Here is an 18,772-nt window from a genome sequence, read left to right as displayed (position 1 = left end):
GTCGAACCCGGAATCTCGACATTGGCTTGCATCCATTTCCATAAGTTCGAGATTCCGGGTTCACGCTTCGCGTGCCCCGGAATGACGGCGCTTTGATATTTGCTGCAATCGACGCCATCAAGCATCTCCGCTATACGTCGGCCATGAAGCACAAGACCTTCGGAACCGGCGGGCCTGACGTCTCCGTCATCGGGCAGGGCACCTGGCATCTCGACCACGGCGATCGCAAGCGCGCCGTCGCGGCGCTGCAGCGCGGGCTCGATCTCGGCATGAGTCACATCGACACCGCCGAGATGTACGGCGATGCCGAGCTTGTCATTGCCGAGGCCATCGCCGGCCGGCGTGATGAGGCATTCCTGGTCTCCAAGGTGCTGCCGAGCAACGCCTCGCGCCGTGGCACCATCACCGCCTGCGAGCGCTCGCTGAAGCGGCTGAAGACCGACGCGCTTGATTGTTATTTGTTGCACTGGCGCGGGTCGTATCCGCTTGCCGACACGGTTACTGCCTTCGAGGAGCTGAAGCGCGCCGGGAAGATCAAGAGCTGGGGCGTCAGCAACTTTGACGTCGACGATCTCGAGGAGCTGCGCGATGTCGCAGGCGAGGGCCAGATCGCCTGCAATCAGGTGCTTTATCATTTGCAGGAGCGTGCGATCGAACACGCGGTGATCCCCTGGTGTGGCCAGCATGGCGTCGCCGTGGTCGCCTATTCGCCGTTCGGCCATGACGATTTTCCGGCGCCCGCCAGTCCGGGCGGGCAGCTGCTGCAACGGATTGCAAACGCGCATGCGGCGACGCCGCGCCAGGTCGCGCTCGCCTTCCTGACCCGAGCGTCAGGGCTGTTTGCGATTCCGAAAGCAGGCTCGCCCGAGCATGCGGCCGAAAATGCCGCGGCCGGCGACCTCGAGCTGACCGCGGCTGAGATCGCCGCGCTCGATCGCGCCTTCCCGCGCGGACCGAAGCCGCGCGGACTGCCCATGCTGTAGCGCAGCATCGCTCACGGATTGTTACCGTGCATTGCGCGCGAGCCGTGTAAACGCGCATATCGGCTGCCCGATTTCTGCGGGTTGCCGTCGCCGGCCGAATGACGTTTTGTCGGGCCTCACCCGAGTCGTTCCACATCACTGCAAATCGAGGTCGATCGTGACTCCGCCCCACGGCGCAGCCGCGAGGCGTGATAACGCAGCGCTCCCATTGCCGCAGAAAAAGCCGTTGACGCGACGTCGTGCGCCCGCGCGTGCCGACCGGCCGTTCCGCGGTATCGCGCTGATCCTGCTTTCGACCCTGTTCCTCAGCACCTCCGACGTGACGGCGAAGTATCTCACCAAGACGCTGCCGCCGGTCGAGATCACGTGGATGCGCTTTGTGGTGTTTGCGGCGATCATGGTTCCAGCGATGCTGCCGGGCTCGCCGCTCTACGCCCTGCGGACCACGCGCATGCGGTTCCAGCTGTTGCGCGGCCTGGCGCTGCTGGGGTCCTCGATCCTGTTCATCAGCGGCTTGCGCTATCTGCCCATCGCAGAGGCCTCCGCCACCAGCTTCGTGGCGCCGTTGTTCGTGACCGCGCTGTCGATCGTCTTCCTCAGCGAGAAGGTTGGCCTGCGCCGCTGGATCGCCACCGCGGCCGGGCTCGCGGGCGTCGTCATCATCCTGCGTCCGGGCACCGGCGCGTTCCAGATGGCAGCGCTGTTTCCGATCGCATCCGCCTTCGCCTGGGCCTGCACGCTCGTGATGACGCGGGTGATGAGCGGGCGCGAACATGTCATGACCACGATGACCTATTCGTCCATCGCTGGAGTCTTCGTGCTCTCCGCTTTGGTGCCGTTCGTCTGGGTGGCGCCGAGCTGGCACGATATCTTGTTCGGGCTCCTGGTCGGCCTTGCTTCGACGACGGGGCAGTGGATCGTGGTGCTGGCATTCCGTTATGCGGACGCCTCGGTGCTGGCGCCGTTCTCCTACATCCAGCTGTTGTGGGCCAGCATCTTCGGCTTCGTCGTCTTTGGCGAGGTCCCGGATGCCTGGACGATCACTGGCGCGATCTTCATCGTCGCTAGCGGCCTCTACACCGCCCATCGCGAGCGCGTCAGGCAGTCGCAGCTGTTGACCGTGGTCGGCGAGACCTCGCCCAATCCGTGAGCTCGCCCGCGGTCATTCCGGGCGCCCCGGAATGCCCCTCCGGTAGCTTGGAGCCGGCGCGCTGGAGTGCTAGGGCTGCGCGGACAACAATCCGTAAGGGAGAACGCCGCGATGATCACCTTGACGCCTGAGACCGTGTTGCCGGACGACGGCACCAAGGGGACCCTGGTCGGTCGCGTGTGGCGACCCGACGTCGATGGCCCGGCCGTGGTCGCGGTGCGCGCCGACGGCGTGTTCGATGTGACCGCCGCTTTCGGAACCGTCAGCGCGCTGTGCGAGCAGGACGACCCGGCCTCTGCACTGCGTGCCGTCAAGGGCGAGCGCATCGGCGATCTCGCTGCCATCCTTGCCAACACCCCGCCGGACGGTCGCGATCCGGGAAAGCCCTGGCTGCTGGCGCCGATCGATCTGCAGGTCCTGAAGGCCGCCGGTGTCACCTTCGCGATCTCGATGCTGGAGCGCGTGATCGAGGAACGGGCGCGCGGCAATCCGGCTTCGGCCGAGGCAATCCGGAAGGAAGTCGTTCGTCTCGTTGGCGACGATTTCTCCAAGCTGAAGCCGGGCTCGGACCAGGCGATCCATCTGAAGCAGGTGCTGATCGAGCAGGGCGCCTGGAGCCAGTATCTCGAGGTCGGCATCGGGCCTGACGCGGAGGTCTTCACCAAGGCGCCCGTGCTGTCGTCGGTCGGGCCCGGGATGGATGCCGGCCTGCATCCGAAATCGACCTGGAACAATCCCGAACCGGAAGTGGTGCTCGCGGTCTCGAGCCAAGGCGCTATTGTCGGGGCCACGCTCGGCAATGACGTGAACTTGCGCGACTTCGAGGGCCGCTCGGCATTGCTGTTGTCGAAGGCCAAGGACAACAACGCCTCCTGCGCGATCGGCCCGCTGCTACGCCTGTTCGATGACACGTTCAGCCTCGACGACGTGCGCAGGATGGACGTCGCGCTGGAGGTGAAGGGGGCCGATGGCTTCGTGCTCGACGGCCATTCTTCGATCTCCAAGATCAGCCGCGACCCGACCGATCTCGTCGCGCAGACCGTCGGCCGCGTGCACCAGTATCCTGACGGTTTTGCGCTGTTCCTCGGCACCATGTTCGCGCCGGTCAAGGACCGCGACGCGCCTGGCCAGGGCTTTACCCACAAGCGCGACGACATCGTCACCATCGCAGCGCCTCAGCTCGGCAAGCTCGTTAACCGTATGCGCAACAGCGACGAATGCGAGCCGTGGACGTTCGGCGTCGGCGCACTGATGCGGAATCTGGCGAAGCGCGGGGTGATTTGACGTTGCGATCACGTAGCAACTAATAGAAGCATCACGATGACGCGCGAAGATCGGAAGATGAGGCGCGGCGCACATGAATGCGCCCTCTCCCCTTGTGGGCCCCTTGTGGGAGAGGGCATATAGGAAAGCGCAGCAAGCTCGGTCGGGTGAGGGGTATGCCTCAACGAGCCTCGTGTGTGGAGACATAGCCCTCACCCGACCGCGTGCGTGGAGGGGCCCGGAGATGCCCTCTCACGCAAGGGGAGAGGGCGCTGTATCGGACAGCGCGGCGCTGACCGATCTCGCTCAGTCCAGGGTGCGCAAAGGCGCGTTGCGCCGTGCCCACCGCTTCAATTTGATATCGTGAATGGTGGGCACGCGAGCGCTTTGCCCACTCTGCGAGGCCTCACGTTCACGCGCTCCGCGCCGTCGGCCCCCGTTGGCCGCCCATCGCGAGCACCGTGCGGCGGTTGGCGATCGCCTCGTGAAACTGGATCAGCACCAGGTTGAAGGCGGCGAGATCGCCGTCCTCGATCGCGCCGTCGTCGTGGCAGGCCAGCGTCTCGCGCAGGATCTCGTCGGCTTCGCATTGCATCGTGTCGAGTTCGTCGAGCGTCTGCGCCTCGCGCGCGGCCGCGATGGCGGCGAGCAGGCGATCGCGATGCTCGGTGTTCTCCTTGCGCTCGTTGCGCTTGAGATAATGCCGCAGCCAGGCCGCGGCCGATCCCAGGCCGGACAGCAGCAGCACGCCACCCCAGAGATAGTCGCTGTATTTGTCGAGAAAGCTGCGCTCGTTGTTATCGATAAAGGCGGCGGCGCCCGGATGCGCCGGCAGCGCCGCGTCCTTGTCGGTGTCCGGTTTCTGGATCTTGCCCGCGGCGGGCATCGCCTTGGCCAACTGCGGCTTGACCGCGAACAGCTGGCGCGTGAACGCGGCGGCCGTATCGTCGGACAGCGAAGCGGGAGCGATGATCAGCTGGTTGATGCCGACCGTCTCGATCTTGTCGTCGGGCCGCTGCGGCGTCGTGCCGAAGGCGCCGGGCGGGATCTCTTCGGATTCGTAGAGCGGATGGCGCTCGGCGATCGCCTCGGACACGTCGACGGCAAGGAATTTCGGCTCGCTGCGGCGGCGCGCCGTGGTCGACAGTGCATCGGCAATGGTCTTGTCGTTGAGCGCACCGACCATAGCGAACGCGTCCAGCGTGGCATCGGCCGTCATGTCGGTCAGCTGATCGACGCCGAATTGCGTCATCGTGACCTTGTCCGGACTGATGCCGGACTCGCCGAGCACGACCCGGAGCAGGGCCATGTTGACCTGACTGACCCCGACGACACCGAGGCGATGGCCGGCAAGATCAGCGAGGCTCTTGACCTTCGGCTTCGCCCCGCGCGATGCCGCCGACCACAGCACCAGAACATTGCGACGCAGGATCGCCATCGATCGTGCGGTTGATGGCATCTGCAGATCGCCGCGCGTGACCGCGAGATCGGCCTGCCCGTGGGTCAGCAAGGTGATGCTTTGCAGCGGGCCATCGGCTGCGACCGGCACCAGATGCACCGGGCTGTCCTTGGTGTCGAAGGCCTGCGCCATCGCCTGAACCAGCGTGTCGTCGTCGCTGCCGGCAGGCCCGACCGCAATGCGCAAGGTGGCCGGCTGCCATGCCCAATAACTGACGGCCAGCGCGACCGTCAGCAGCGACAGAAAGCTGGCCAGCGCGAGCAGCGCCGGAAAGCGCCGACGCCGGCGCGGCTTTGCGCTGTTCGTGGTGGCAGCAGGCGAAGGCATCGGCGGTTCACGGCTATCCGGGTGCGCACGGGCGAAGGCGCATCATACACCAGGATCGTGACGGCTGAAGCTGTGCTTGTCGAGGCGCGCAATGCCCCCGCGCCCGCCGGCGCGGGTCACCGTTCCGCGACCGGCGTCACGCGTTCACGCATGGCTGGAGGCCAGTTGCGCGGCGGGCCTGCGCGGCTGGTCGGAGCGTTGTGCGGCTTCGCCGTGAAGCTTCCGCGCATGCAAGGCCGTAGGCGCTGCGTCGTGTCCGCGCGCAGGATCGCTGCGACGCGGGTCGCCTTGCCGTTGCACGGGTTCCTGTTCGCTAACCAAATGTGGGCTGCCGGTCGTCGGCACCAGGGCAGGCGCGCGCCTCTCGAAGGGATCGAGCGGCGCCTCGCTGCTCGCTTGCTGCGGAGGCCGCCGCGCCACCAGCGTCTTGATCTTGCCGAGCAGGCCGGCCGGCTCCTCGGGAGCCGCTGACTCGAACGGATCGGCATAGAAGGTGGCACCGGCCTTCTCGACCAGACCTGCGAGCGCGCTCACCATGCGCGGCGAGCCGCAGGCGTAGACGACATCGGATGCGGTGAGTGTCGGCATGTGCGCCTCGATCCGTCCGGTGCGGATGGAGGGATGATTGATCGGCCCTTCTTCGACGGTCGGAATGATCTTGACGTTGGGCAGCCGCGCCAGCTGCGCCAGCACCGGCGTCATGTAGAGCGCAGGGAGTTTCTTTGCTCCCGCGATGATGATGATCGGGCGGTCCCGGGATTCGCGTAGCGCCACGGAGGCGATGGCCCAAATCGGCGCGAAGCCGGTGCCGCTTCCGGCCAGGATCAGCCGGCCGGCGCCGCCGGGGCGCAGGAACGCGTGCCCATAGGGGCCCTGGATGCGCAGCCGGTGCCCCGGCCTGATGCTGTTGCCGAGCGCTGACGTGACGCGCCCGCCCCGCACGCGCTTGATATTGAGGTGGATGACGCGTCCGCCGATGCGGCCGTCGAAGGAGGCGGTGGGGCTGTAGGCGCGGGCCGGAAAACCGTTGAACGCGAACTTGAAATATTGCCCGGGCAGATAGGTGATGCTCTTCTCGGGCGCGATCATGAGCTCCATGATCTCGGGTGCGAGCTCGCGCAAGCCCACCAGCCGTGCCCGCGTCGTGTCGATCTCGGGCACATCCTCGGTCTCGATGTCGAGATCGGAGACCACGCGCGCCTGACAGGCGTGGACCATGCCTTGCGTATGGGTTTCCCCGCACACGGTCTGGCCTTTGGCAACGTGCACCATGCAGGTGCCGCAGGTCCCGGCGCGGCAGTCGTACGGAATCTCGACGCCGTTCGCCAACGCGCCGTCGAGCAAGACATCGCCGGCGCGAACGCGGAACGTGCGGCCCTTGATCGTGACAGTCCTGAAATTGCTCATTGTTCACTCCTCAAATCGGGGCGCGCGAAGGGCGCGGTGTGATCAGGGTCGCGCATGTGCGAGGCCCGGATCACGCGTCGTTGTGCGCGATGTCAGGCTTTGCCTGGTGCAACACGGATGAGATTCTTGTTCGCCGCCGTCTCGAACCGGCTGGACCAGTAGTTCGAGGCCATCACCGGCCGTTTCAGCCAGCTTACCTTCGGCGCGCGAAGCACGATGAACCAGAAGAAGAACGGCGTGGTGATCATGTGAGAGACGAGCGGGAACCAGTCCGGCAGCAAAGAGGCCGGCCCGGGGAGACGGTACCAATAATAGGTGCTGATCGCCGCGGCCGCGAAAATCCGATGCAGGGTGGCGCGGGCGTCCGGCTTGTGACGCAGCACATACTCGCCGATCTTGAAGATGAAGTAGGTCACCACGCACGCGACCAGCGGCCAGGCATAGGCCGTCATGATCGCATTGCTGTCCACTTCATTGGGGGCATAGTCCTTGACCTGGTACCAGCCCCAGACAAATCCCGGAAAGCTTCCGACCAGGAAGTTGCCGAGAAACTGCTGAAGCTTGTTGCCGCTGGTCACGGTCGGCGTCAGTTCCGGGGTCGAATCCGGGCAGGGGTTGCTGCAGCCCTCGCACAGATTGCAGCGCGCGTTCTTGAAGGTGAGGGCCGGGTTGGTGCCGTAGAGCCTCTCCACCGGGTGGATGGGGCACAGCGAGGTGCACCAGCCGGACCGCATCTCGAACAGCGAGCCCATGGTGAAGGCGATGGCGGCAGCCGACAGCAGCATGATTGCTGTCAGCGGGCCATCGACGTTCAGCCCGATGCGCCGCATCGGCACTACGATGAACAGCAGGATGACGCTGATCAGGCCCAGGCTGGCGGCGCCCCATTCGGGCATCCTGATATTGCGGGAGATGCCGAGCTTCTGCGGCAACATGTGCATCGTCGCCATCGGACAGACATTGCGCCACAGCCCGGGCGAGATCGTGACCAGCGCCGGCGCAACGGGAATCAGGAAATTCCACATCAGCCCAATGCCAGCGGCCGGCCAGAACAGCAGTAGGCCGACCAGCACCACGCCCACGGTGAACATGACGGACTGGAGGGTCACCCAGACGCGCCGGCTCTTTGGACTGACGGTGCGGCTGGTTCCAGCCGATCCTGGGCTGTATCTGGTGGGTGATACGCGCACGGCCATGTTGGCCTGTGAGAACGACTCTCGGCGATGCCGTGGGGACTCGTATTTGACTGACTGACGGGCGCTGTTGTTCTGCATTGCTGTCCAGGGCGCGGGTTTTGACATCAAAGCGCGCGACGCATTCGACACTGCAGGCTGCCGCCGAAGGCCACGCGCACTCAATCGTGAAGCTAGCGGCGAGATGTGGCGGTTTTCGATGACCATTATGAACATCCCGCGGCCATGCTGCGGTCTGCCTGCGGCGGGTTGATCTGGATCAAATGCGAAGCGCCATTTGATCCAGATCAATGCAGTTGGCGTCCGAATCCACATGCCCGACTTGTTAGTATGTCCTCGAGCATCGGAGGCTCTGCACGCCTCATTCCTGTAGGGCGCTTTGCCTTGCGAGAGCATTCGGCATAGGGCGGGTATGCACGAATTGCCCGTCGTGCCAATCTGCCGCATGCGTGCGGCCTTGCCGTGTCGGGCAAATCACGACGATCATCCCGGCCATCCTGCTTGCGACGAAGAGGGGCGTTTCGGCCGATCGTCACGAAACGTAGCGGCGGGGAGCGGTGGACGCTTCGGACTTGGGGCCTTGCTAGCGCGGGCCGGCGAGCAAGTCGGATGCGGACAGTCAAGTCGCGTGGTCCTGATACCCCGACGCTGGTATCCAGCGCAATGCGCGCAAGCGCATTGTCGCGACACGGTGGCCAACAAGCCCGGCGCACCGGGGAGATCGCGAAGCAGCTGTTAAAACCATCGCGCAGGGAAGGCCGGGATGTCTCGGCTGAACCTGTGGTACCTGCCGCCTGCATTTTTTCCGCAGGCGGGCCATGGGCGAGGCCAGCGCCCGGTCTTCCCTGCACCCTCTTTTATGGAGGGGCAAATGAATTTGCAAAGCTCGGACGCGAATGCGCCGCGGGAATGAGTAAGCATGCTTGAAGGACGAGTAGTATGTCTGATGAGTCCGGCGATGACGTCGCCTCGTTCTCCGCTGTCATCGTCCGCCATCGGGTCTCGCCTTCGGCGGGCCCGACGACAGGCTCCGGCGGACGATCCAGTACGCCGCGGCCTATCGGGTCAGCCACTAACGTCTCTGGGATACTGGGTCCCCCGCCTTCGCGGGGGACGACAATCGAGTTGGTCGTACTACACCGGCAACGCGATCGAGTATTTCACCTGGCTCAGCGCGAAGCTCGATTCGATCGAGGCGATGCCGTCGAGCCGTGTCAGCTTGCTCTTCAGGAACGCCTCGTAGGACGACAGGTCGGCGGCCACCACGCGCAGGAGATAATCGCGGTTGCCGGTCATCAGATAGCATTCCAGCACCTCGGGCCATTTCGAGATCGCGCGCTCGAACCGCGCAAGGTCTTCTTCCTTCTGGCGCGCGAGCTTGATCGAGATGAAGACCGAGACATGCAGCCCCAGCGCCTTCTGGTCAACGGTTGCGATGTAGTTGGTGATGACGCCGCGCTCTTCCAGAAGCTTCACCCGGCGGTGGCAGGGCGACACCGACAGGCCGACCTTGTCGGCGAGCTCCTGCATGGTGATGCGGCCGTCGGCCTGCAGCAGGCCGAGGATCTTGCGGTCGATGGGGTCGAGATCGGGCATTGGGATAAAATCCGAACGAGCTGGGCAGGAGTGGGAAATTGTACCAATAATCCGCCTCAAGGCGCAAAAAATTGAGAATTATGGCCGGCCTCTCGGGATTAACATCCGCGAATCCTGTTCCCGCCGGGAGGAGCGCCATGGCGACATCACCTGCACAATCCGACCGTCTCGACCTGTTGAATGCGCTGGCCCGCAAGGTGCTGTGGCTGTCGTCCTGGACCATCCACCACGCCAACCACGTCCGGCCCAATGTCGACGGGCTGAAGGTCGGCGGCCATCAGGCCTCCTCCGCCTCGCTCGCCACCATCATGTCGGCGCTGTATTTCTCGGTGCTGCGGCCTGAGGATCGCGTCGCGGTCAAGCCGCATGCGAGCCCGGTGTTCCACGCCATCCAATATCTGTTCGGCCGGCAGACCCGGGACAAGCTGGAGAATTTCCGCGGCTTCAAGGGCGCGCAGTCCTACCCCTCGCGGACCAAGGACACTGACGACGTCGATTTCTCGACGGGCTCGGTCGGCCTCGGCGTTGCGCAGACCTTGTTCGCCTCGCTGGTGCAAGACTACGTCGCCGCACATGGCTGGTTGAAAGACCGCCACGAGGGCCGCATGATTGCGCTGGTCGGCGACGCCGAGATGGACGAGGGCAACATCTTCGAGGCCCTGGCAGAGGGCTGGAAGCACGGCCTGCGCAACACCTGGTGGATCGTCGACTACAACCGGCAGAGCCTGGACGCCGTCGTGCGGGAAGGCCTGTGGGAGCGGTTCGAGACCATGTTCCGCAATTTCGGGTGGGACGTGGTGATCGTGAAATACGGCTCGCTCATGCGCGAGGCCTTTGCCGAGCCGGGCGGCGAGGCGTTGCGGCGCTGGATCGACAATTGTCCGAATGCGCTCTATGCGGCGCTGTGCTTCCAGGGCGGGGCGGCGTTCCGCAAGCATCTCTTGGACGACATCGGTGATCAGGGCGAGGTTTCCCGTCTCATCGCCAAGCGCAGTGACGAGGAACTGCTGGCGCTGATGTCCAATCTCGGCGGCCACGACATGGCGAGCATGCTGGAGGCCTTCGAGGCCATCGACCACGACCGTCCGGTCTGCTTCATCGCTTACACGATCAAGGGTGTCGGCCTGCCGTTCCAGGGCCACAAGGACAACCACGCCGGCCTGATGACCGTGGCGCAGATGGAAAAGTGGCGCAGCCAGCAGAACATCCGGCCCGGCCATGAATGGGACAAGTTCGAAGGCCTGCCGCAGGATCCGGGCAGGCTCGACGCCTTTCTTGCGGGCGCGCCGTTCAATCGTGGCGAGCGGCGCCTCACCGATGCTGTGTTCGACGTGCCGGAGCGGCTGACGTTCACGGCTTCGGCGCAGATGTCGACCCAGCAGGGCTTCGGCCTGGTCCTCAACGATCTCGCGCGCGGCGACAGCAAGCTCGCCTCCCGCATCGTCACCGCATCGCCTGATGTCACCGTGTCGACCAATCTTGGCGCCTGGGTCAACAGACGCGGCCTGTTCGCGCGCGCCGAGAAGGCCGACCTGTTCCGCAGCGAGAAGATTCCCTCGACCTACAATTGGGATGCATCGCCGAGAGGACAGCATATCGAGCTTGGGATCGCCGAGATGAACTTGTTCATCCTGGCCTCGGCGCTTGGGCTGTCCCACGCCATCAACGGCACGCGGCTGTTGCCGGTGGTTACGCTGTACGATCCCTTCATCGAGCGCGGGCTCGATGCGCTGAACTACGCCTGCTATCAGGATGCGCGCTTCATGGTGGCGGCGACGCCCTCGGGCGTGACATTGGCTCCGGAGGGCGGCGCGCATCAATCGATCGCCACGCCGCTGATCGGCATGGCCCAGGACGGCCTGTCGTCTTTCGAGCCGGCTTTCGTCGATGAACTCGCCGCGATCATGAAATGGGGCTTTGGCCACATGCAAGCCGCTAGCGGCGAGGGCGGCTCGGTCTATCTGCGGCTGTCGACCCGCACAGTCGAGCAGCCGCAGCGGATCATGACACCGGAGCTGGAGAGCGGCATCACCGAAGGGGCCTACTGGCTGCGCAAGCCCGGGCCGAATGCGGAAGCGATCGTCGCCTATACCGGCGCGGTCGCGCCCGAGGCGATCGAGGCGACGGGGCTGATCGGCGAAAGCCGCCGTGACGTCGGCCTGCTCGCCATCACCTCGGCCGACCGGCTGCATGCCGGTTGGACCGCCGCACGGAATTTGCGTCGCGCGCGGCGTGGCGTGCAGCACTTGAGCCATATCGAGAAGCTGCTGGCACCGCTGCCCCGCGATTGCGGCATCGTCACCGTGATCGACGGTCACCCGGCCACGCTCGGCTGGCTCGGCAGCGTGCGTGGCCACCGCGTCGAGGCGCTCGGGGTCGAGCGGTTCGGCCAGACCGGCACCATCGACGACCTCTATCGCTTCAACGGCATCGATACCAACACCATCATCGATGCGGCCGAAAGCCTCACCGGCGCGCCTGTGTTGCATCGCAAAATGGCGGTTTGAACGGAGTTGTTTCACCAAATTGGGCTGTCGCCCCTGCGAAAGCAGGGGGCCCATAACCACAGGGGCCAGTTATTCAGGGACTAGCAGTCAGGGTTTGCTCGCGATGTGCCAAATGGAGAGATCACGCGGTATGGGTCCCGGCACGCGCTTCGCTTGGCCGGGACGACAGTGAGGATGTGGTTGCCGCCTTGCCAGCGTCACGCTCGCGCCCTTATATCCTGGCCAGCGCAACGCTGCCCCGCATAGGGCGGGTTCAACCAAAAAGGCATTCGTGCAAGGATGCTTGTGACGAAACGCCCCCTCCATTTGCTCTCCCGATTTGAAGAGGTTTTCCGATGGTCAACCGCATGCAGTTCTACATCGATGGCGCCTGGGTCGATCCCGTCGTCAAGAAGTCCACTCCGGTCATCAATCCCGCGACCGAGGAGGCGATGTATGAGGTTGCGCTCGGCTCCAAGGCCGATGTCGACAAGGCGGTGGCCGCCGCCAAGCGCGCATTTGTGACCTTTTCGCAGACGTCGCGTGAGGAGCGCGTCGCGCTGCTCGAGAAGATCATCGCGGTCTACAAGGGCCGCATGAAGGATATCGGCGCCGCGGTCTCCGACGAGATGGGTGCGCCGCTGCCGATGGCCGAGAAGCTGCAGGCCGGCGCCGGCCTCGGCCATCTGATGTCGACGCTCGACGTCTTGAAGAAATACGAGTTCGAGGAGACGCTGCCGTCGGCGGTGGTGGTTCGCGAGCCGGTCGGCGTGGTCGGCATGATCACGCCCTGGAACTGGCCGCTGAACCAGATCGCCTGCAAGGTCGCCCCGGCGCTCGCGGCTGGCTGCACCATGATCCTGAAACCCTCCGAATTCACGCCGACCTCGGCGCTGATCTTTGCCGAGATCCTGCATGAAGCCGGCGTGCCCAAGGGCGTGTTCAACCTGATCAACGGCCTCGGGCCCGAGGTCGGCGCCGCCATGAGCGAGCACCCCGACATCGACATGATCTCTTTCACCGGCTCGACCCGTGCCGGCGTCGATGTCGCCAAGCGCGCGGCGCCGACGGTGAAACGCGTCAGCCAGGAGCTCGGCGGCAAGTCGCCGAACGTGATCCTCGAGGGCGCCGACCTGACCAAGGCGGTGACCGGCGGCGTCATGCACATGTTCAATAATTCCGGCCAGTCCTGCAACGCACCCTCGCGCATGATCGTGCCGCTGTCGCAGATGAAAGAGGTGGCTGCGATCGCGAAAGCCGCGGCTGACAAGACCAAGGCTGGCGATCCGCGCGGCGATGGCACCACGATCGGCCCGGTCGTCAATCGCGGCCAGTGGGAGAAGATCCAGGCCCTGATCAATAAGGGCATCGAGGAGGGCGCAACTCTCGTCGCCGGTGGCCCGGGCCTGCCCGAAGGGGTCAACAAGGGCTACTATGTGCGCCCGACCATCTTCGCCGACGTCACCAATGAGATGACGATCGCGCGCGAGGAGATCTTCGGGCCGGTGCTCACCATCATCGGCGCCAAGGACGAGGCCGATGCGGTGCGCATCGCCAACGACACGCCCTATGGTCTCGCCGGCTATGTCTACGGTCCGACGGTCGAGGACGCCCGACGGGTCGGCCGTCAGATCCGCGCCGGCAACGTCAATTTGCAGGGCGTGCCGAATGATCGCACCGCGCCTTTCGGCGGCTACAAGCAGTCCGGCAACGGCCGCGAATGGGGCCGCTACGGACTCGAGGAATATCTCGAGGCCAAGGCCGTCGCGGGCTACAACGCGGCGTGAGGTGACTGCTACATACGAGATGTTGTCCCCGCGAACACGGGGACCCATAACCACCGGCCGACGTTCTTGTGTAGAGCGTCGGCCACTCGGGCTCCGCCCGGCATCACGCGGTCGCGCGACGAGCGAAGGGCGCTCGCGCTGGGGTCCCGGATCGCGTTCGCTCTGGATGGCGCCGCGCGCCACCAGGAGCTCACTTGTCCGGGACGACAGGCCGCTATCCGCCCAGCGCGCCCTGCGTGTTCACATAAAGCGCGTAGATCGACTGGGATGCCGCCATGAACAGCCGGTTGCGCTTCAAGCCGCCGAAGCAGACATTGGCGCAGCGTTCGGGCAAGGCGATGCGGCCGATCGGCGCGCCGTCGGGTGCGAACACCATGACGCCGTCGAGCTCGGGCGATCCCATGCCCCAGCCGCACCAGAGATTGCCGTCGATATCGCAGCGCATGCCGTCCGGCGTGCCAGGGCCGGCGTCGATGTGGACACGCTTGTGGCTGAGCTTGGTGCCGTCGGGCGACACGTCATAGGCCAGGATCTTGCGGGTCGGTTCGCCGCGGGATTCGACGACGTAGAGGATCTTTTCATCGGGCGAGAAGCACAGCCCGTTAGGCCCCAGCACGCCTTCCGCAACGATGCTGGCTTTGCCGCTGGCCCCGTCGATCCGGTAGACATGGGTCTCGATCTCCGGCTCGGCCTTGTAGCCCTCGTAGTTGCCGAGCAGGCCGAAGGTCGGATCGGTGAACCAGATCGAACCGTCGGATTTCACCACCACATCGTTGGGCGCGTTCAGCCGTTTGCCGTCGAAGGAGTCCATCAGCACCGTGATGGAACCGTCATATTCGGTGCGGACCACGCGCCGTCCGCCATGCTCGCAGGTGACGAGCCGTCCCTGGCGGTCGCGGGTGTTGCCATTGGCGAAGTTCGACGGCTTGCGGAAGACGCTGACGGTGCCCGTCTCTTCCTCCCATTTGAGAATACGCTGGTTCGGGATGTCACTGCACAAGAGGTAGCGGCCGTCACCGAACCACACCGGCCCTTCGGCCCAGCGCAGGCCGGTGGCGATGCGTTCCACGGCCGACAATTTCAGCCAGTATTTTTCAAATCGCGGATCAAGCGCCTGGATCGCCGGATCGGGATAATAGGTCGCCGGACGCCAGCCATGGGACGGAGTATTTGCATCGGACATTTGCTGATCTCGTTGTTGCGTTCCCTCGCAATTTCTCTGCTATCATCCTTGCGCAATGACCGCAAACGCGTGGTTGGAATCCAACCACCAGCGGACCGAAGACGAGGGATGAAATGCCACGCATATTGATGACCGGTGCGAGCGGAGGGATCGGCACGTCGCTGCGCAAGCTGCTGCCGCCGGTCTATCCGGACCTTCTGCTCAGCGACCTGAAGCCGCCGGCCGATCTGTCCAGCCAGGAGACGTTCAAGGCGGCGGATCTTGCTGATCTCGCGCAGGTCGAGGCGCTCTGCGAGGGCGTGGACGGCATCCTGCATTTCGGCGGCTACTCGGTCGAAGGTGCGTGGAACGATATTCTGCAGGCCAATATCATCGGCGGCTACAACCTGTTCGAGGCTGCCCGCAGGAAGGGCGTCAAGCGGGTGGTGTTTGCCTCGTCCAATCATGCCGTCGGCTTCTACCCGCGGCATCGCAAGATCGACAACGATGTCCAGCCGCGTCCCGACGGCCGCTACGGCGTCAGCAAGGTGTTCGGCGAGGCGGTCGGTTCGCTGTACGCCGACAAGCATGGGCTGAAGGTGACCTGCATCCGCATCGGCAATTTCGGCGACAAGCCGCTCGACCGCCGCAGGCTGTCGATCTGGCTGAAGCCGGAGGATCTGGTGCAGCTCTGCCGCATCGGGCTTGAGCACCCGGACATCCATTTCGAGGTTCTGTATGGCGCGTCGTTGAACGAGCGCGCCTGGTGGGACAATCAGCGCGCCTATGATCTCGGCTATCGGCCGACCGGACGCGCCGAGGATTTTCGCGAGCACGCTTTTGCCGAACAAGAGAAGCTGCCCGCCGATCCGATCGGGGACTATTTCCAAGGCGGTTCGTTCTGCAGCATCGAGTTCGACGGCGACAGGAGCGGGATCATCGACTGGGGCTGAGCGTCTGATCCCGTCATTCCGGGGCGAGACCGAAGGTCTCGAGCCCGGAATCTCGATGTGAGGACGCAAAAGACGATCTCTAGATTCCGGGTTCGCGCTTCGCGCGCCCCGGAATGACGACAACAGTGAAAGACGAAGACCATGACCGACGGATTGCGCAAGGGACTGACCGCTTACGGCGACGCCGGATTTTCGCTGTTCCTGCGCAAGGCTTTCATCAAGGCGATGGGCTATTCAAATGATGCGCTGGATCGCCCCATCGTCGGCATCACCAACACCTATAGCGACTACAATCCCTGCCACGGCAACGTGCCGCAGATCCTGGAGGCGGTGAAGCGCGGCGTGATGCTGTCGGGCGCGATGCCTTTCGTGTTCCCGACGATCTCGATCGCGGAAAGCTTTGCGCATCCGACCTCGATGTATCTGCGCAACCTGATGGCGATGGAAACCGAGGAGATGATCCGGGCGCAGCCGATGGATGCGGTGATCGTGATCGGCGGCTGCGACAAGACCCTGCCGGCCCAGATCATGGCGGCAGTGTCGGCGGATCTGCCGACGGTGGTCATTCCGGTCGGGCCGATGGTGGTCGGCCATCACAAGGGCGAGTTGCTGGGCGCCTGCACCGATTGCCGCCGGCTGTGGGCGAAATATCGCGCCGGCGAGATCGACGACGTCGAGATCGAGGCGGTGAACGGACGGCTCGCACCGTCGGTCGGCACCTGCATGGTGATGGGCACGGCCTCGACCATGGCCTGCGTCACCGAGGCGCTCGGCCTGTCGCTGCCGATGAGCGCGACCATTCCGGCGCCGCACGCGGAGCGCTTCCGCTCGGCCGAGGCGAGCGGGCGTGTTGCGGCCGAAATGGCCCAGGCGAAAGGACCGCGCCCGAGCGAGCTGCTGACGCCAGCGGCATTCAGGAATGCGCAAGTGGTGCTGCAGGCGATCGGCGGCTCGACCAACGGGCTCATTCATCTCACCGCGATCGCCGGCCGCACGCCGCACGCAATCGATCTCGACGCCTTCGATAGGCTGGGCCGCGAGGTGCCGGTGCTGGTCGATCTCAAGCCGTCTGGCGAGCACTATATGGAGCATTTCCATCACGCCGGCGGCGTGCCGAAACTGCTCAAGCAGCTCGGTGATCTCATCGATCTCGACGCCAGGACCGTCACCGGCGAGACCCTGCGCAACATCGTCGCCAACGCGGAGGAGGTGCCCGGGCAGGACGTGATCCGCGCGCGGGCCGATCCGATCAAGCGCGAGGGCGGCTTGGCCGTGCTGCGCGGCAATCTCGCCCCGCGTGGCGCGGTCATCAAGCATTCGGCGGCCAGCCCCAAGCTGCTGCAGCACACCGGTCGCGCTGTGGTGTTTGACTCCGTCGAAGACATGACCCGGCGGATCGACGATCCCGATCTCGACGTCTCCGCTGACGACATTCTGGTGCTGCGCAATGCCGGGCCGAAGGGCGCGCCGGGCATGCCGGAGGCCGGCTATCTGCCGATCCCCAAGAAGCTCGCACGCGGTGGCACCAAGGACATGGTGCGGATTTCCGACGCGCGTATGAGCGGAACGGCGTTCGGCACCATCGTCCTGCACATCACCCCGGAATCTGCTGTCGGCGGGCCGCTGGCGTTGGTGCAGACCGGCGACATGATCAGGCTCGATGTCGAAAAGCGCAGCATCGATCTGCTGGTCGACGACACGGAGATGGCGAAACGCCGTGTCGCGTTGCAACAGGCGGTGACGCCGAAATGGGCCGAGCGCGGCTACGCCCACCTGTTCCACGAGACCATTCTGCAGGCCGATGACGGCTGCGATTTCGATTTCATGCGCCGCAAGGGAAAGGGCTGAGCTGATCGCGCCGAACAACGGCTGGGGGCATGTTCAATTGACAATCCGACACAGCCAGTGGGATGATCCCCGAAAATCATAACGGGGGAGGGCATCGTGAGAGGTCGGCTCATTGGTGCATGGGTGTTCGCTGCGGCGATCGCTTCTGCAGCAACTGCGAGTGCGCAGGACGTCAAGCATTATCGCTTCGCCTATGATCAGCCTCGGAATACCGGCTACTCCATTGCCGGTGACTTGTTTGCCGACAAGCTCAAGGAACTGAGCAAGGGCAGCATCATCATCGACCAGTATCCCGGCGCGCAGCTCGGGCAGGAGCCGCAGATCCTGCAACTGGTCAAGGCCGGTGACGTCGATTTCGCGATCGTCTCCTCGGCCAACACGGCGACGATCTCGCCGCAAGCCGGCGTCATGTCGCTGCACTTCCTGTTCCGCAACGAAGCTCACGTGATCAAGGGGCTGGCCGACCCCCAGGTTTTCGAGGCGATCAAGACCATGATCGACGAGACCACGCAGGGCCTCCACGTCATCGGGACCGGGTCGCAGGGTGTGCGCCACATCTACAGCAAGAAGGAGATTCACAAGGTCGACGACATCAAGGGCATGAAGATCCGCGTCCAGGCCACCGCGACCGAAGACACCATGTTCCCGGCCTATGGTGCGCAGACGGTGCACATGCCGTTCGGCAGCGTGTACACCTCGCTGCAGACCGGCGTGGTCGACGCGGCGGAAAACAGCATCAATGTCTATCTCGTCAACAAGCACTACGAGGTGGCTCCGGTGCTGTCCATCACGGAGCATGAGGCCAACAATGCGCTGGTTTTCATCAGTGACAAGCTCTGGCAGAGCCTGTCGGCCGAGCAGCGGCAATGGGTGCTGGCGGCGGCAGCCGAAATCAGTGCGAAAGAGCCGGCGAAGGCCTTCGAACTGGAAAGGACGGCGGCCGCCAAGCTGAAATCGCTCGGCGTCAAGATCGTCGAGGATGTCGACAAGAGGAGCTTCACCACAATCGCCGATCCCTATCTCGACAAGCTTGCGAAGGAGCTCGGCCCACACGCCGAAAAGATCAAGAACCTGATCCGCGCCATCAACTAAGCTGCCGCGCCAACAACAGGCTTGCCGGCCATTGCCGGGCCGAGAGAATTGATCGGGGAACGACGG

The 18,772-nt window shown here is 64.6% G+C and carries 13 protein-coding genes; 8 read left to right on the top strand and 5 right to left on the bottom strand.

Going from position 1 to position 18,772, the window contains the following annotated elements:
* Window positions 1-143: 143 nt before the first annotated feature.
* From BRAS3843_RS02730 to BRAS3843_RS02720, 3 genes are all read left to right on the top strand, one after another.
* Window positions 144-983 carry an aldo/keto reductase gene (locus BRAS3843_RS02730; protein WP_008967174.1) on the top strand — a complete coding sequence of 280 codons (840 nt, stop codon included), beginning with the start codon at window positions 144-146 and terminating at the stop codon, window positions 981-983.
* Window positions 984-1,140: 157 nt separating this feature from the next.
* Window positions 1,141-2,133, top strand: a complete 993-nt coding sequence (locus BRAS3843_RS02725) for a DMT family transporter (protein WP_050886333.1) — start codon at window positions 1,141-1,143, stop codon at window positions 2,131-2,133.
* Window positions 2,134-2,244: 111 nt separating this feature from the next.
* Window positions 2,245-3,417, top strand: a complete 1,173-nt coding sequence (locus BRAS3843_RS02720; protein ID WP_008967172.1) for a fumarylacetoacetate hydrolase family protein — start codon at window positions 2,245-2,247, stop codon at window positions 3,415-3,417.
* Window positions 3,418-3,808: 391 nt separating this feature from the next.
* On the opposite strand, the gene BRAS3843_RS02715 is transcribed toward BRAS3843_RS02720, so the two are convergent.
* The 4 genes from BRAS3843_RS02715 to BRAS3843_RS02700 form a co-directional block, all read right to left on the bottom strand.
* The gene (locus tag BRAS3843_RS02715; RefSeq protein WP_008967170.1) at window positions 3,809-5,182 is read right to left on the bottom strand and encodes a TAXI family TRAP transporter solute-binding subunit; all 1,374 of its coding nucleotides are present in this window, start codon (window positions 5,180-5,182) and stop codon (window positions 3,809-3,811) included.
* Between the two features lie 144 nt (window positions 5,183-5,326).
* Entirely contained in the window at window positions 5,327-6,589 is a 1,263-nt protein-coding gene (locus BRAS3843_RS02710; RefSeq protein ID WP_008967169.1) for a 2Fe-2S iron-sulfur cluster-binding protein, read from the bottom strand.
* A gap of 92 nt (window positions 6,590-6,681) precedes the next feature.
* Window positions 6,682-7,698, bottom strand: coding sequence for a ferredoxin (locus BRAS3843_RS02705; RefSeq protein ID WP_244425101.1), 1,017 nt, complete (start codon window positions 7,696-7,698; stop codon window positions 6,682-6,684).
* Between the two features lie 1,218 nt (window positions 7,699-8,916).
* The gene (locus tag BRAS3843_RS02700) at window positions 8,917-9,378 is read right to left on the bottom strand and encodes an Lrp/AsnC family transcriptional regulator (RefSeq protein ID WP_008967167.1); all 462 of its coding nucleotides are present in this window, start codon (window positions 9,376-9,378) and stop codon (window positions 8,917-8,919) included.
* Between the two features lie 137 nt (window positions 9,379-9,515).
* Here BRAS3843_RS02700 and BRAS3843_RS02695 point away from each other — a divergent pair, with 137 nt between their 5' ends.
* On the top strand, window positions 9,516-11,885 hold the full coding sequence (locus BRAS3843_RS02695) for a transketolase (RefSeq protein ID WP_008967166.1): 2,370 nt from the start codon (window positions 9,516-9,518) through the stop codon (window positions 11,883-11,885).
* Window positions 11,886-12,220: 335 nt separating this feature from the next.
* Window positions 12,221-13,651, top strand: coding sequence for an aldehyde dehydrogenase family protein (locus tag BRAS3843_RS02690; RefSeq protein WP_008967165.1), 1,431 nt, complete (start codon window positions 12,221-12,223; stop codon window positions 13,649-13,651).
* 214 nt (window positions 13,652-13,865) lie between these two features.
* On the opposite strand, the gene BRAS3843_RS02685 is transcribed toward BRAS3843_RS02690, so the two are convergent.
* The gene (locus BRAS3843_RS02685) at window positions 13,866-14,834 is read right to left on the bottom strand and encodes an SMP-30/gluconolactonase/LRE family protein (RefSeq protein ID WP_008967164.1); all 969 of its coding nucleotides are present in this window, start codon (window positions 14,832-14,834) and stop codon (window positions 13,866-13,868) included.
* 113 nt (window positions 14,835-14,947) lie between these two features.
* Here BRAS3843_RS02685 and BRAS3843_RS02680 point away from each other — a divergent pair, with 113 nt between their 5' ends.
* The 3 genes from BRAS3843_RS02680 (at window position 14,948) to BRAS3843_RS02670 (ending at window position 18,706) form a co-directional block, all read left to right on the top strand.
* Entirely contained in the window at window positions 14,948-15,766 is an 819-nt protein-coding gene (locus BRAS3843_RS02680; RefSeq protein ID WP_035980634.1) for an NAD(P)-dependent oxidoreductase, read from the top strand.
* 141 nt (window positions 15,767-15,907) lie between these two features.
* A complete protein-coding gene (locus BRAS3843_RS02675) occupies window positions 15,908-17,614 on the top strand; it encodes an IlvD/Edd family dehydratase (RefSeq protein ID WP_008967162.1) in 1,707 nt (568 codons plus the stop codon).
* A 111-nt stretch (window positions 17,615-17,725) separates the two neighbouring features.
* Window positions 17,726-18,706, top strand: a complete 981-nt coding sequence (locus BRAS3843_RS02670) for a TRAP transporter substrate-binding protein (protein WP_085966902.1) — start codon at window positions 17,726-17,728, stop codon at window positions 18,704-18,706.
* The last annotated feature ends 66 nt before the right edge of the window (window positions 18,707-18,772 follow it).

The sequence above is a fragment of the Bradyrhizobium sp. STM 3843 genome, from assembly GCF_000239815.1.
Classification (GTDB): Bacteria; Pseudomonadota; Alphaproteobacteria; order Rhizobiales; family Xanthobacteraceae; genus Bradyrhizobium.
The sequence above is the reverse complement of the archived record's forward strand: the minus strand, read 5'-3'. Positions and strand labels throughout refer to the sequence as shown.

What these genes read in the sequence shown, in the direction of transcription:
- BRAS3843_RS02715 (WP_008967170.1), bottom strand. Translation starts at nt 5,182, where the DNA reads ATGCCTTCGCCTGCTGCCACCACGAACAGCGCAAAGCCGCGCCGGCGT.
- BRAS3843_RS02700 (WP_008967167.1), bottom strand. Translation starts at nt 9,378, where the DNA reads ATGCCCGATCTCGACCCCATCGACCGCAAGATCCTCGGCCTGCTGCAG.
- BRAS3843_RS02710 (WP_008967169.1), bottom strand. Translation starts at nt 6,589, where the DNA reads ATGAGCAATTTCAGGACTGTCACGATCAAGGGCCGCACGTTCCGCGTT.
- BRAS3843_RS02730 (WP_008967174.1), top strand. Translation starts at nt 144, where the DNA reads ATGAAGCACAAGACCTTCGGAACCGGCGGGCCTGACGTCTCCGTCATC.
- BRAS3843_RS02685 (WP_008967164.1), bottom strand. Translation starts at nt 14,834, where the DNA reads ATGTCCGATGCAAATACTCCGTCCCATGGCTGGCGTCCGGCGACCTAT.
- BRAS3843_RS02690 (WP_008967165.1), top strand. Translation starts at nt 12,221, where the DNA reads ATGGTCAACCGCATGCAGTTCTACATCGATGGCGCCTGGGTCGATCCC.
- BRAS3843_RS02675 (WP_008967162.1), top strand. Translation starts at nt 15,908, where the DNA reads ATGACCGACGGATTGCGCAAGGGACTGACCGCTTACGGCGACGCCGGA.
- BRAS3843_RS02720 (WP_008967172.1), top strand. Translation starts at nt 2,245, where the DNA reads ATGATCACCTTGACGCCTGAGACCGTGTTGCCGGACGACGGCACCAAG.
- BRAS3843_RS02695 (WP_008967166.1), top strand. Translation starts at nt 9,516, where the DNA reads ATGGCGACATCACCTGCACAATCCGACCGTCTCGACCTGTTGAATGCG.
- BRAS3843_RS02680 (WP_035980634.1), top strand. Translation starts at nt 14,948, where the DNA reads ATGCCACGCATATTGATGACCGGTGCGAGCGGAGGGATCGGCACGTCG.